The sequence below is a fragment of the Bradyrhizobium sp. AZCC 2176 genome, assembly GCF_036924645.1.
In the GTDB taxonomy this organism is placed as follows: domain Bacteria; phylum Pseudomonadota; class Alphaproteobacteria; order Rhizobiales; family Xanthobacteraceae; genus Bradyrhizobium.
This window is the reverse complement of record NZ_JAZHRX010000001.1, coordinates 3,755,434-3,768,086: the sequence shown is the minus strand read 5'-3', so window position 1 is coordinate 3,768,086 and position 12,653 is coordinate 3,755,434. Positions and strand designations below refer to the sequence as shown.

The window sequence follows — 12,653 nt, the reverse complement described above, 5'->3', positions numbered from 1 at the left end:
CGACCCGCAACTACTGGCGGACGAACGCGGTGTCCTCGATCGTGTAGACGCCGTCGGCGTAGCTTTTCACCACCATTGTGGCGGTCAGCATCACGGCCATCGTGACGGTTGCGAAAATAAAGCCGACGAATTTCAGGCTGCTGCGATCTGCCATCGTCATCCCCTCGGTACTTCCCCTGAGACGCATTTGGCAGGCAGAAAGTTCAAAATGCGTTAGCAAAAAATCCGTTCCGTGGAGTCATGGATTACAATGACCTAACGGGACAGTTCGCTAACCATGTTGGGAGTGATCAGGAACCCGCCTTCAGCCGCGGCACGAAGGCGGTCGCGAGGAACGAGAACACCACCTCGCCACGCTGGTTGGTGCCGGTATTGCGGGCCTGCAGGATGCCCCATTCGGGGCGCTTCTCCGAGGTGCGCTTGGTTTCGACCTGGTTGGAAAAGCGGATGGTGTCGCCGGCCAGTACCGGCTTGATCCAGCGCAGCTCACGAAAGCCCGGCGAGGGTCCCCACACCGCAACCTGCTCGCCGCGCGCGACAGCCTCCGCCGTCAAACGCTTGCCGTCGGCGACCAGGAGCTTCATGCAGACCGCGGCGACGTGCCAGCCCGATGCAGCCAGTCCCCCGAACAGCGATTTGCGGCCCTCCTCCTCATCGAGGTGGAAGCGCTGCGGATCGAACTGCGTGGCAAACTTCTTGATGTCGTCGGCGGTGAAGGTGAACGAGCCAAACTCACGCTGCGCGCCGATCTCGATGTCCTCGAAGAAACGCATCGCTATTCCGCTCCCGCCTCGGCGCGCCGGCGCACGATGATCGGCGACTCCATCTCGCACAGCACCACGCCGGTCGCGTTCCTGATCGTGCCCTTGAAGGTCACGATGCCGGTTTCGGGACGGCTGTTCGAAATCCTGGCCTCCGCGACGTCGACATCCAGCATCAGGTCGTCCCCCGGCCGCAGCGGTGCCAGCCAGCGCATCTCGTTGACGCCGGGTGAACCGAGCGAGGCGGTGCGGCCGATAAAGCCGTCAAACAGCATCCGCATCATGATCGAGCCGAGATGCCAGCCCGAACCGGACAGCCCCTTCAGCATCGACGCGTTGGCGGCGGCCTCGTCCAGATGCATCGGCTGCGGGTCGAATTCGGCGGCAAAGGCCAGAATCTCCTCGCGCGTGACGTGGCGCGGTCCGAACCTGCCGAAATGGCCTGGCGTGAAGTCTTCGAAGGTCAGCGTTGTCATCGATCGGGGATTTGGATTGAGGATTGCGGTGAGGAAGCCTGAATGTGGCCGTTATTTGCAGCAATCTCAACCCGTCCACCCGCATGGCTCGTTCGCTACGGGCGAGTACCGGTGACGGCGCTCGCCCCTGACTTGCCCGAAGCAGTTTTCGGGTCTAGCCCTGTGCCATCTGGGACCAGGTTTTTGACTCGCCGGAGAACCATCGATGCTCGATTTTCAGGATCTGTTTCAGTGGGACCGCTTCATCACGCCCACGATCATCAAGACTTTCTACTGGCTGGTCATCGGTTTGATCGTGCTATTCGGTATCGCCGGCATTTTGTCGAGCCTGTCCATCATGGCAATCAGCCCCTTCTATGGATTTGTCCTACTGTTGGCCTCGATCGCCGGCGTCGTGGTCGGTGTGGTGTTTTCGCGCATCGCCGCGGAATTCATCCTGATCGTCTTCCGTGTCAACGAGCACCTCGGCGCGATCCGCGATCAGGGCGGGATGCGGTGATCACGCGGGAATTGTAGGGTGGGCAAAAGCGTAGCGTGCCCACCATTTCGCTCGCGTCAGGAAAGATGGTGGGCACGGCGCGATGCGCCTTTGCCCACCCGAGCGGGTCCGCATCCGCGGCGCCAATTTCTCAGTTATTGAACCTGAAATGCATCACGTCGCCGTCGGCGACGACATATTCCTTGCCTTCCAGCCTGAGCTTGCCGGCGTCGCGGGCGCCGGCTTCGCCGTTCAGTGCGACGTAATCGGCATAGGCGATGGTCTCGGCCCGGATAAATCCCTTTTCGAAATCGGTATGGATCACGCCGGCCGCCGCGGGCGCCTTGGTGCCGCGATGGATGGTCCAGGCGCGGGCCTCCTTCGGGCCCACGGTGAAATAGGTGATCAGGTCGAGCAACTGGTAGCCGGCGCGAATCAGGCGGTCGAGGCCGGCCTCTTCGAGACCGAGCGTCTCGAGAAAATCGGCGCGCTCCTCGCGTGACAGCGTCGCGATCTCGGATTCGATCTTGGCCGAAATCACCACCGCGACCGCGCCTTCCTCCTTGGCGCGCTCGAACACCTGCTTGGAAAAGCCATTGCCATCCTTGGCGGAACCTTCCTCGACGTTGCAGACATAGAGCACCGGCTTCGACGTCAGCAGGCCCAGCATATTGAACGCGCGCTCTTCCTCCGGCTTTCGCTCGAGAAACCGCGCCGGCTTGCCGTCGCGCAGCAACACCAATGCGCGGTTGACGAGATCGAGCGCCTCCTTGGCGTCCTTGTCGTTGCCCTTGGCCTTCTTGGCCAGGTTGTCGACGCGCTTTTCCAGGCTGTCGAGGTCGGCGAGCATCAGTTCGGTTTCGATGGTTTCGATATCGGCCAAGGGCGCGATCTTGCCCTCGACATGGGTGATGTCGGAATCTTCGAAACACCGCACCACATGCGCGACCGCGTCGACCTCGCGGATGGTGGCGAGGAACTGGTTGCCGAGGCCTTCGCCCTTCGAGGCGCCGCGGACGAGCCCCGCGATATCGACGAAGGTCAGCCGCGTCGGGATGATCTGCGCGGAGCCTGCGATGGCAGACAGCTTGTCGAGCCTGGGATCAGGCACGGCGACCTCGCCGACATTCGGCTCGATGGTGCAGAACGGATAATTCGCCGCCTGCGCCGCGGCCGTCTCGGTCAGGGCGTTGAACAGCGTCGACTTGCCGACATTGGGCAGGCCGACGATACCGCATTTGAATCCCATTTCGTCCTCAACGATTTCTCTTCGTCATGGCCGGGCTTGTCCCGGCCTTCCACGTCTTGTTTCGCGTTTGGCAAGGAAGACGTGGATGCCCGGCACATCTGCGCGAAGACGCGCTTCGCGCTTTTGGCCGGGCATGACGGCGGAGCGCTAGCACGAGAAGTCAGCCCTGCTTCCCGTCATCTTCCTTGTCGAAAATTCCCTTGGCCTGCAGCGCCAGATGCACCTTGTTCTGGAACGTCGAATCCTTACCCGCCGCCAGCAAACCAGCATTCTCGGCGACCGCCGCGCACAAGGCTTCCACCCAGGGGCGATCGCTCTTGGCAAAATCCGACAGCACATGGCCGTGCACCAGCTCCTTGATGCCGGGATGACCGATCCCGAGCCGCACCCGGCGGTAGTCGTTGCCGATATGCGAGGAGATCGAGCGCAGCCCGTTGTGACCGGCGATGCCGCCGCCGATCTTGACGCGGACTTTCGCCGCCGGCAGTTCGAGTTCGTCCTGAAACACGGTGATCTCGCCGGCGGACAACTTGAAGAAGTTCGCGGCTTCCTGAACCGCACGCCCGGACTCGTTCATGTAGGTGGTCGGCCGAAGCAGAACGACCTTTTCACCATCGAGCGTGCCATCGGAAGCCTCGCCCTGAAAACGGCGGCGCCACGGTCCAAAACCGTGACGCCGCGCAATTTCATCGACGGCCATGAACCCGATATTGTGCCGGTTGTTCGCGTATTTCGAACCGGGGTTACCGAGACCGACAAACAGGCGCATGACGCGGCATCCTGCCGCTGTTTACTTCTTCTTGTCGCCGGCGGCCGGCGCTTTCGCACCCGCCGCCGGAGCCGCAGCACCCGCCGCAGGGGCAGCAGCCGGCGCCGCAGCGGCACCCGCCGCCGGAGCAGCCGTGCCTCCTGCAGCGGCAGCCGCAGCAGCAGCTTTCTGTTCTTCGGCGTAACCGGACGGCGGCACGATGGTCACCAGCGTCGCGTCCTCACGCGACAGCGCCTTCACGCCGGCCGGCAGCTTGATCTCGGACAGATGCAGCGAGTGGCTGATTTCCAGCGCGCCGACATCCGCGTCGATGTACTGCGGAATGTTTTCGACCGAGCATTCGAGATCGATGGTGTGGGTGACGATATTGACGGTGCCGCCGCGCTTGACGCCGGGCGAGGTTTCGCCGTTCACGACATGCAGGGGGACGCTGACGCGAATGGTCGCGCCTTCGCCGAGCCGCAGGAAGTCGACATGGAGCGGGAAGTCCTTCACCGGATCGAGGTGGAAGTCGCGCGGAATCACGCGGTGCTTCTTGCCCTCGAGGTCGATGTCGAACAGCGTGGTCAGGAACCGGCCGGCCAGGATGCGCTGGCGCAGTTCCTTGTCATCGACCGAAATGGTCACGGGGGGCTGGTTGTTGCCGTAGATCACTCCGGGCACTCTCCCGGCGCGACGCTCTGCCCGGGCGGCCCCCTTGCCGCTCTGCGGACGCGCGGTCGCCTTCAATTCCTTGACGGTCGCCATCGTGTTAAGTCCTTGTTTTCTAAAAAGTTAAAGGCCGCATCGCGGCCCGTTGGCGTCCCACAGCAAGCCTCCAGGGGTGCGGGGGCTGCGGACGTGGCGGGCTTTTAGCCCCAAAGGGGCGAAATGACAAGGAAATGAAGGGATTTTTCTGCCATTTTGGCACCCTCCCCTGGAAGGGGAGGGTCGGCTCGCATCGCAAGATGCGAGACGGGGTAGGGTGATCTCTCAACTCGGGCACTTTTCGAGGGGAGAGACCTTCCCCCACCCCGCCGCTCCCTTTGGTCGCGTCGACCTCCCCCTCCAGGGGAGGGTAAGACCCCTGCCCGTCGGTCTAGACCGCGCCGGCATCCGGCGCGGCCGGCGAAATGCCGAGCTTGGCTTCCAGCGCCGCGATCCGGCCCTTGAGCGCCTCGTTCTCCTCGCGCGCCAGGCGGGCCATGTCCTTGACCGCGTCGAACTCCTCGCGCTTGACGAGATCGAGATCGCGCAGGATGCGTTCGGCCTGGTTGCGCATGACCGTATCGACCTCGCGCTTGACGCCCTGGGCAGCGCCGGCAGCGTCGTTCATCAAACGGCCGATCTCGTCGAAAAACCGATTGCTGGTCTGGGTCATCTGAAAACGCTCCGGTCGCTGCAAATTGATCGTCACCGGCAAGACAATGGCGATCCCATAGGCAAGGTTCAAGGGCAAGGTTCAAGTGCGCCGTTCAAGGCGGTTCGCCTTGTCATGCTCGCCTTTCCTTGCAATCGTATCGAACGCCCCAGCCAGACATCATAATCACAAAGCAAGAAGAAGCGCCCATGATCGACCAGCAGATCGATATTGCGACCAAGGACGGCAAGACCACGACCTTCATCACCCATCCCGAACGCGGCGGGCCCTTTCCGGTCATCATCTTCTACATGGACGCACCGGCGATCCGTGAAGAACTGCGCGACATGGCGCGGCGGCTCGGCACCTCGGGCTATTACGTGATGCTGCCGAATATGTATTACCGCTCGGGCGTCATGGAGCTCGGACCGATCCCGCCGGACCCGGAAGCGCCCGAGCGCAAGCGGATGTTCGGTTTCATGAACTCCATCAACATTCCCATGGTGATGGAAGACACCAAGGCGCTGCTCGCCTATGCCGAGACGCAAGAAGCGGCGAACACGAAGATCGTCGGCACCGTCGGCTACTGCATGAGCGGCCGCTACGCGGTCAACGCGGCGACGCATTTTCCGGATCGTGTGAAGGCGGCGGCATCAATTTACGGTACGCATCTCGCGACCGACCAGCCCGACAGCCCGCATCTGGCCGCGTCGAAGACCAGGGCCGAACTCTATTTCGCCTGCGCCGAGACCGACATCTATGCGCCGCAGGAGATTATCGACAAGGTGGCGGCCGGCATGAAGGGATCGAACAACGAGGTCGAAATCTATCCCGGCACCCATCACGGTTTTGCCTTCCCGAAGCGCCCGGTCTACCACCGCGACGCCGCCGAACGACATTGGGAGCGGCTGCTGGCGCTCTATCGCCGCAACCTCGTACCGTAGGCATCGCACCGGATGCAATTTCTCACCATCACCTTTCCGGCAATCGATCCCGTCGCCATCTCGATCGGACCGTTCGCGATCCGATGGTATGCGCTGGCCTATATCGGCGGCATCGTGCTCGGATGGATATATGCGCGCGCGCTGATCAGAAGCGAGAAATTGTGGGGCGGGCCGGCGCCGATCGCGCCTGTGCAGCTCGACGACTTCATCCTCTGGGTCACCCTCGGCATCATCGTCGGCGGCCGCACCGGCTACGTGTTGTTCTACAACCCCGCCTTCTTCAGCCAGCACCCGGCCGCCATTCTCAAATTATGGGAAGGCGGCATGTCCTTCCACGGCGGCTTTCTCGGCTGCGTCGCCGCGGTGATGCTGTTTGCGCTCAAGAACAATATCTCCATCCTGTCGCTTGGCGACATCACGACCGCAGTCGCTCCAATCGGAATATTCCTCGGACGGCTCGCCAACTTCATCAAAGGCGAGTTGTGGGGGCGTGAGGCGGATGCCAGCGTGCCCTGGAGAATGGTCTTTCCCGATGACCCGTCTCAACTTTTCCGCCACCCCAGCCAGCTCTACGAAGCGGCGCTCGAGGGCATCCTGCTGTTTGCAATCCTGGCGGTCATGGTCCGGATGGGTGCGTTGAAGCGGCCTGGCCTGATCCTCGGCAGCTTCATCACTGTCTACGCGCTGGCGCGCATTACCAGCGAATTCTTTCGTGAACCGGACCCGCAGCTCGGATTTTTGTGGGGCGGGCTGACCATGGGTATGCTTTTGTCCGTACCCATGATCGTTGTTGGGGCCATCCTGATGATGATGGCATGGCGCCGCAAGGCGTCGGAGCATATACAGAAGTCGATTTAAGGCAGGCCGTGACCGAATACTCGCCGTTGCAGTCGGAGATCCGCAAGCTGATCCGATCGTCAGGACCGATGCCGGTCTGGCGGTACATGGAATTGTGCCTGATGCATCCCGAGCACGGCTATTACGTGTCGCGCGATCCATTGGGCCGTGAGGGTGATTTCACCACCGCACCCGAGGTCAGCCAGATGTTCGGCGAGTTGCTCGGACTGTGGACGGCTTCGGTGTGGAAGGCGATCGGATCACCGCCGACGCTGCGGCTGGTCGAACTCGGCCCCGGTCGCGGCACCATGATGGCGGACGCACTCCGCGCGGTCCGGGTGCTGCCGCCGCTCTATCAATCGCTCCAGATCCACCTCGTCGAGATCAACCCGGTGCTGCGCGAAAAACAGCAAGCGATGCTGTCCGGCGCGCGCAACATCACCTGGCATGACAGCATCGACGACGTGCCCGAGGGCCCCGCGGTCATTCTCGCCAACGAATATTTCGACGTGCTGCCGATCCATCAGGTGGTCAAGCGCGAGACCGGCTGGCACGAGCGCGTCGTCAACCTCGACGCCAATGGCAACCTGGTATTCGCAGCCTCGGACGAGCCGATGCCGCGCTTCGAGGTGTTGCTGCCGCCCCTGGTGCGCGCGGCCCCAGTGGGCGCCGTGTTCGAATGGCGGCCGGACAACGAGATGATGAAGATCGCGGCGCGGGTTCGCGACCAGGACGGCGCGGCGCTGATCATCGATTACGGCCATCTGCGCAGCGACGCCGGCGACACCTTCCAGGCGATCGCCCGCCACAGCTTCGCCGATCCCCTGAAGAATCCCGGTCAGGCCGACGTCACCGCCCATGTCGATTTCCAGGCATTGGCGCGCGCGGCGGAAGACGTCGGCGCGCGCGTTCATGGCCCGGTGACGCAGGGCGAGTTTCTCAAGCGGCTCGGCATCGAGACCCGGGCCGTCACGCTGATGGGAAAAACCACTGCGGAAGTTTCCGCCGATATTTCCGCCGCGCTGAAGCGGCTGACCGACAGCGGCCGCGGCGGCATGGGATCGATGTTCAAAGTGCTTGCGGTCACCGAGCCCAATCTCACCGCGGTCGCGGGCCTCAGCGACGAACCGTCGGCGCCCGGAGATGAAACAGCATGACGTTCGGATCGTCGTTGCTCGCAGCCATTCCCGGACTGCGCCACGCCTTCTTCACCCGCGAGGGCGGGATATCCAGCGGAATATATGAAGGCTTGAATGGCGGCCTCGGCTCCAACGACGATCCGGCCAATGTCGCGGAAAATCGCCGCCGGATGGCCGAGCAGATCGGCGTCGCCCCCGAGCGCTTGCTCAGCGCGCACCAGATCCATTCGCCCGACGTCGTGGTGGCGACCGGACCATGGCAGGGCGACAAGCCGCGCGCCGACGCGCTCGTCACAAGTACCGAAGGCATCGCCATCGGCGTCACCGCCGCGGATTGCGGCCCGATCCTGTTCGCCGATGCCAGCGCGCGCGTGATCGGCGCGGCGCATGCCGGCTGGAAGGGCGCGCTGACGGGCGTGCTGGAATCGACCATCGAGGCGATGGAGAAACTCGGCGCCGACCGCTCCGGCATCGTCGCCGCCATCGGCCCGCTGATCCGCCAGCATTCCTATGAAGTCGGCAGCGAATTCGTCGAACGTTTTCTGGATGCCGACGCCAAGAATGGCGTGTTCTTCATTCCCTCGGTGCGATCCGGCCATGCGATGTTCGATCTCGCCGGCTTCATCCGGATGCGGCTGGAGAATGCCGGCGTGCTGATGATCGACGACATCGGCATCGACACCTATTCCGACGAGCGCTTCTACAGCTACCGCCGCTCGGTGCACCGGAAAGAGCCGGACTACGGCCGCCACGTCCACGCGATCGCGCTGGCGGGCGAGTAGTTACTTCACGCGCAACCACCACCTTGCCCCGCGTCCGGCCTTGAACAGGGCGGACATGGTCGGCGATCGCGCCAACGCCGCCGAGAACAAACGCTCGCATGGATCATCCTGCGGAGTTGAAGAATTCTGGCAACAACAAGGTGGACGGGGGCGAGCTCAACGCAATCTTTTTGGCGGGCCGGTGCACCCGCTGCCCTAGACCTTAACACATTTTAACGATATCGCAGGGAGCAATGAGGGACACCTTGATAGCTTCGTGCCTGAATGCCCCGCGCGCGATGATCGCCGCGGCGCTGCTTGTCGCCGCCGCGGCGCTTGGCGGCTGCGCCGGCAACGGCGCAACGGGCAGCGGCTCGTACGCGATGGCTTCGACGGGTAGCGGTCCCACCGTGGCGTTCGAATCGATCGACGGTCCGCCGCCGCAGGTGTTTGACCGGATGGTCAGCGTACTCGACAGCGAATCGAAGCTGCGAAATTTATCGATCGTCTCGCGCGAAGGCGGGGCTTCCTACCGCGTGCGCAGCTATCTCTCGGCGCAGGTGGTGCGCGGCAAGACCGTGATCGCCTGGGTCTGGGACGTCTATGATAACAGCCAGCAGCGTGCGCTGCGGCTCTCCGGCGAAGAAGCGGCCGGCAAGGCCGGGCGCGACGCCTGGACGGCGGCCGACGACCTCGTGTTGCGGAAAATCGCGCAGGCCGGCCTCAGCGGCCTGTCGGGCATGATCAACGGAACCCCGGATGCTGCGCCGGCCCCAGCCCCGGAGCGCCGCGGCCCCGCGGTCGCGAGTGCGGATGACACGGTACGCGCCCAGGATGCAGCCGGCGTCACGGCGCTCGGTTTCGGCGCCCAATAGAGGGCCCCGTAAGGTCACGCATTGGCCGATTTTTGACCGGGAAAACGACGTCAACGGGTTGCCAGCCAAGCCACCCGCCTGATATCTCCTCGCTCATCAAAACGCGCCGGTTCCCGAGGGTTTCTCGATATGCTGAACGTCGTATCCAGCAAGGCGCGAGGAGAAGCGTCAATGGCGGCCAAGAACGGCTCAATCAAGCTGGTCGCCGGCAATTCCAATCCGGCGCTGGCCCTGGAAATCGCCAATTGGCTGCATCTGGCGCCGACCAAGGCCACTGTCCGCCGGTTCGCGGACATGGAAATCTTCGTCGAAATCCAGGAAAACGTCCGCGGCTCCGACGTCTACATTATCCAGTCGACGTCGTTTCCGGCTAACGACCACCTGATGGAACTCCTGATCATCACCGATGCGCTGCGCCGGGCGTCCGCGCGCCGCATCACGGCCGTGATCCCCTATTTCGGCTACGCCCGGCAGGACCGCAAGGTCGGTTCGCGCTCGCCGATTTCGGCGAAGCTGGTGGCCAATCTGATCACCCGCGCCGGGGTCGACCGTGTGATGACCCTCGACCTGCACGCCGGCCAGATCCAGGGCTTCTTCGATATTCCGACCGACAATCTCTACGCCTCGCCGGTCATGGTGCGCGACATCAAGGAACGCTTCGATTTGTCGAACGTCATGGTGGTGTCGCCCGACGTCGGCGGCGTGGTGCGCGCGCGCGGGCTTGCCAAGCGCATCAACACGCCGCTCGCCATCATCGACAAGCGCCGCGAGCGCGCCGGCGAGTCCGAGGTGATGAACGTGATCGGCGACTGCGCCGGCCATACCTGCATCCTGATCGACGACATCGTGGATTCCGGCGGCACGCTGGTGAACGCGGCCGACGCCCTGATCGCCAACGGCGCCAAGGAAGTCTACGCCTATATCAGCCACGGCGTGCTCTCGGGCGGCGCTGCCGCCCGCATCGCCTCGTCGAAGCTGAAAGAGCTCGTCATCACCGACTCGATCCTGCCGACGGAAGCGGTCAACAAGGCCGCCAATATCCGCACGCTGTCGATCGCGCCGCTGATCGCGGAAGCGATCAGCCGCACCGCGTCGGAAGAATCGGTGTCGAGTCTGTTCGACTGAGTTGGCTTTGTAGGGTGGGCAAAGCGAAGCGTGCCCACCATTCACGATAACGCTTTGGGATAGATGGTGGGCACGGCGCAAGTGCGCCTTTGCCCACCCTGCGGGCGCCTCACTCAAATCCCGGCCGCGGCACCAAATTCATCAGCATATTGGCGTAGCCGCCGTCGACCATGATCTCATCACCGTTGATGTATGACGCGCGGTCGCTCGCCAGAAACAGGATGGCATCGGCCATGTCCTGCGGCATGCCGACCCGCCGCATCGGCACCATGGCGGAGCGCCGCTCGGTGACGCCGGGCGTATCGTAAAAGGCCTGGCTCATCGGCGTGATCACCATGCCGGGACTGACGACATTGCTGCGGATGCCGTGCGGTCCCCATTCATTGGCGAGTTGCCGCGACAGCATGATCACGCCGGCCTTGCTGACGCTGTAGGCGCCGCTCTGCCCCTGCGCATTGCTGCCGGCAATGGACGCCACGTGAACCAGGCTGCCGCGGCCAAGCGTACGCATCTGCCGGCCGAAAACCTGCGCACAGACGAAATAGCCGGTCAGGTTGACGGCGAGGACAGCGTTCCATTCCGCAAGCGACAGGCTGTCGAGCGCGCCGGGCCGCAGCACCGCAGCGGTGTTGACCAGCACCTCGCACGGTCCCAGCGATTTTTCGATCGTCGCGGATGCCGCAGTGACGCTTTCGACGCTCGAGGTATCGCAACGGGCAACGACGTGATCGGCACCGAGCTTACCGAGCTCGGCGCGCGTGACCTCGAGGCCACGCTCATCGAGGTCGATGGCGGCGACACGGGCGCCGGCCTTGGCGAAACCGAGAGCAGTGGTGCGGCCGATACCTCCACCGCCCCCTGTCACCACGCAGACGCGGCCGGACAGGCCGAGCCAATCGGAAGATACTTGTTCGGTTTTGACCATCCGTGACTCCAATCAAGGCTGCATTCGTCATTGGCTGCGAGAAACGCGAAGCGTTTGCGCAAGGGAACGAAGTGACGAAGCAATCCATCTGTCTTGCTGGTCGATGGATTGCTTCGCGACGAACGCCTACCCCGCGATCCCCGCCGCCACCTGGCCGCGCAGCCGTTCCAGGCTATGCAGCGTGTTGGCGCAGGCTTCCGCGACCTCGATGCCCTTGATGACGAAATGCTTGCGGAAGAATTCGTGATGCACGGCGCTCTCGTGGAATTGCTGTGGCGTCAGCACCGCGGAGAATACCGGCACCTCGGTCTTGAGTTGCACGTCCATCAGCGCCTTGATCACGGTGTCGGCGACGAATTCATGGCGGTAGATGCCGCCATCGACGACGAGGCCGGCGGCCACGATCGCGGTGTAGCGCCGCGTCTTGGCGAGCAGTTGTGCATGCAGGGGTATCTCGAACGAACCCGGCACCTCGAACAGATCGACCTGCGCGCGCGTGATATGGCGCGCCTCGATCTCTTCGAGGAACGCGATGCGGCATTCCTCGACCACGTCGCGGTGCCAGGACGACTGCACGAAGGCTATGCGCTGCGGCTTGACGAAACGCGGATGCACCGGCGCCGGCGGCCGCTCGGGCACGTCAGGGACGTGACTGGTTTCGGATATCTGGGGTGGGGATTGGACTTCAGGCTCTTGCAACATCTGATTCATGGCTTTCCTCTTTCAGGACCAGAATCAGGGCATACGGAACGACGTCAGCCCACGCGCAAACGCGCGAAGACCGCCGCAAACCGTTCTCTTTCATCCGGACTGTAACCGTCGGCTTCGGAATCGCACCGAATCTGCTGACCCTTCTTCTCGGGAGAAAAGAAGGCGCTCGCGGGCTTGGGCTACGTCACCCTTACCGCCGGTGGGGATTTTCACCCCGCCCTGAGAACATCGGCCGCCCGGAATGGACGACCTGGCGCAAGAATA

The 12,653-nt window shown here is 63.3% G+C and carries 16 protein-coding genes and 1 riboswitch; of the genes, 7 read left to right on the top strand and 9 right to left on the bottom strand.

Going from position 1 to position 12,653, the window contains the following annotated elements:
- Positions 1 to 10 precede the first annotated feature (10 nt).
- From V1288_RS17580 to V1288_RS17570, 3 genes are all read right to left on the bottom strand, one after another.
- Positions 11 to 154, bottom strand: a complete 144-nt coding sequence (locus V1288_RS17580) for a hypothetical protein (RefSeq protein WP_334358226.1) — start codon at positions 152 to 154, stop codon at positions 11 to 13.
- A 136-nt stretch (positions 155 to 290) separates the two neighbouring features.
- Positions 291 to 773 carry a MaoC family dehydratase gene (locus V1288_RS17575; protein WP_334358225.1) on the bottom strand — a complete coding sequence of 161 codons (483 nt, stop codon included), beginning with the start codon at positions 771 to 773 and terminating at the stop codon, positions 291 to 293.
- A 2-nt stretch (positions 774 to 775) separates the two neighbouring features.
- Positions 776 to 1,237, bottom strand: coding sequence for a MaoC family dehydratase (locus V1288_RS17570; protein ID WP_334358224.1), 462 nt, complete (start codon positions 1,235 to 1,237; stop codon positions 776 to 778).
- A gap of 205 nt (positions 1,238 to 1,442) precedes the next feature.
- Here V1288_RS17570 and V1288_RS17565 point away from each other — a divergent pair, with 205 nt between their 5' ends.
- Entirely contained in the window at positions 1,443 to 1,736 is a 294-nt protein-coding gene (locus tag V1288_RS17565; RefSeq protein ID WP_334358223.1) for a DUF4282 domain-containing protein, read from the top strand.
- Positions 1,737 to 1,866: 130 nt separating this feature from the next.
- On the opposite strand, the gene ychF is transcribed toward V1288_RS17565, so the two are convergent.
- From ychF to V1288_RS17545, 4 genes are all read right to left on the bottom strand, one after another.
- Positions 1,867 to 2,964: a redox-regulated ATPase YchF gene (gene ychF / locus V1288_RS17560; RefSeq protein WP_334358222.1), complete on the bottom strand. Its 1,098-nt coding sequence runs from the start codon at positions 2,962 to 2,964 to the stop codon at positions 1,867 to 1,869.
- A gap of 160 nt (positions 2,965 to 3,124) precedes the next feature.
- On the bottom strand, positions 3,125 to 3,733 hold the full coding sequence (pth, locus tag V1288_RS17555) for an aminoacyl-tRNA hydrolase (protein WP_334358221.1): 609 nt from the start codon (positions 3,731 to 3,733) through the stop codon (positions 3,125 to 3,127).
- 21 nt (positions 3,734 to 3,754) lie between these two features.
- The gene (locus tag V1288_RS17550) at positions 3,755 to 4,480 is read right to left on the bottom strand and encodes a 50S ribosomal protein L25/general stress protein Ctc (RefSeq protein ID WP_334358220.1); all 726 of its coding nucleotides are present in this window, start codon (positions 4,478 to 4,480) and stop codon (positions 3,755 to 3,757) included.
- A 331-nt stretch (positions 4,481 to 4,811) separates the two neighbouring features.
- Entirely contained in the window at positions 4,812 to 5,093 is a 282-nt protein-coding gene (locus tag V1288_RS17545; RefSeq protein WP_334358219.1) for an accessory factor UbiK family protein, read from the bottom strand.
- A gap of 188 nt (positions 5,094 to 5,281) precedes the next feature.
- Here V1288_RS17545 and V1288_RS17540 point away from each other — a divergent pair, with 188 nt between their 5' ends.
- The 6 genes from V1288_RS17540 to V1288_RS17515 all read left to right on the top strand — a co-directional run bounded on the left by V1288_RS17540 (position 5,282) and on the right by V1288_RS17515 (position 10,753).
- Positions 5,282 to 6,016, top strand: coding sequence for a dienelactone hydrolase family protein (locus V1288_RS17540; protein WP_334358218.1), 735 nt, complete (start codon positions 5,282 to 5,284; stop codon positions 6,014 to 6,016).
- A 12-nt stretch (positions 6,017 to 6,028) separates the two neighbouring features.
- On the top strand, positions 6,029 to 6,874 hold the full coding sequence (gene lgt, locus V1288_RS17535; RefSeq protein WP_334358217.1) for a prolipoprotein diacylglyceryl transferase: 846 nt from the start codon (positions 6,029 to 6,031) through the stop codon (positions 6,872 to 6,874).
- Positions 6,875 to 6,882: 8 nt separating this feature from the next.
- Positions 6,883 to 8,010: a class I SAM-dependent methyltransferase gene (locus V1288_RS17530; RefSeq protein WP_334358216.1), complete on the top strand. Its 1,128-nt coding sequence runs from the start codon at positions 6,883 to 6,885 to the stop codon at positions 8,008 to 8,010.
- Entirely contained in the window at positions 8,007 to 8,774 is a 768-nt protein-coding gene (gene pgeF / locus V1288_RS17525; RefSeq protein ID WP_334358215.1) for a peptidoglycan editing factor PgeF, read from the top strand. The genes V1288_RS17530 and pgeF overlap by 4 nt, the downstream gene beginning before the upstream one ends.
- A 278-nt stretch (positions 8,775 to 9,052) precedes the next feature.
- Positions 9,053 to 9,628 (top strand): hypothetical protein, encoded by a 576-nt coding sequence (locus tag V1288_RS17520; protein ID WP_442893962.1) that lies wholly within the window; start codon positions 9,053 to 9,055, stop codon positions 9,626 to 9,628.
- Positions 9,629 to 9,799: 171 nt separating this feature from the next.
- On the top strand, positions 9,800 to 10,753 hold the full coding sequence (locus V1288_RS17515; RefSeq protein ID WP_334358213.1) for a ribose-phosphate pyrophosphokinase: 954 nt from the start codon (positions 9,800 to 9,802) through the stop codon (positions 10,751 to 10,753).
- A gap of 109 nt (positions 10,754 to 10,862) precedes the next feature.
- On the opposite strand, the gene V1288_RS17510 is transcribed toward V1288_RS17515, so the two are convergent.
- Both V1288_RS17510 and V1288_RS17505 read right to left on the bottom strand, forming a co-directional pair.
- The gene (locus tag V1288_RS17510; protein WP_334358212.1) at positions 10,863 to 11,678 is read right to left on the bottom strand and encodes an SDR family NAD(P)-dependent oxidoreductase; all 816 of its coding nucleotides are present in this window, start codon (positions 11,676 to 11,678) and stop codon (positions 10,863 to 10,865) included.
- A 126-nt stretch (positions 11,679 to 11,804) separates the two neighbouring features.
- Positions 11,805 to 12,389 (bottom strand): 6,7-dimethyl-8-ribityllumazine synthase, encoded by a 585-nt coding sequence (locus V1288_RS17505; protein ID WP_334358211.1) that lies wholly within the window; start codon positions 12,387 to 12,389, stop codon positions 11,805 to 11,807.
- Positions 12,390 to 12,467: 78 nt separating this feature from the next.
- A riboswitch (FMN riboswitch) is annotated at positions 12,468 to 12,620 on the bottom strand.
- Between the last annotated feature and the right edge of the window lie 33 nt (positions 12,621 to 12,653).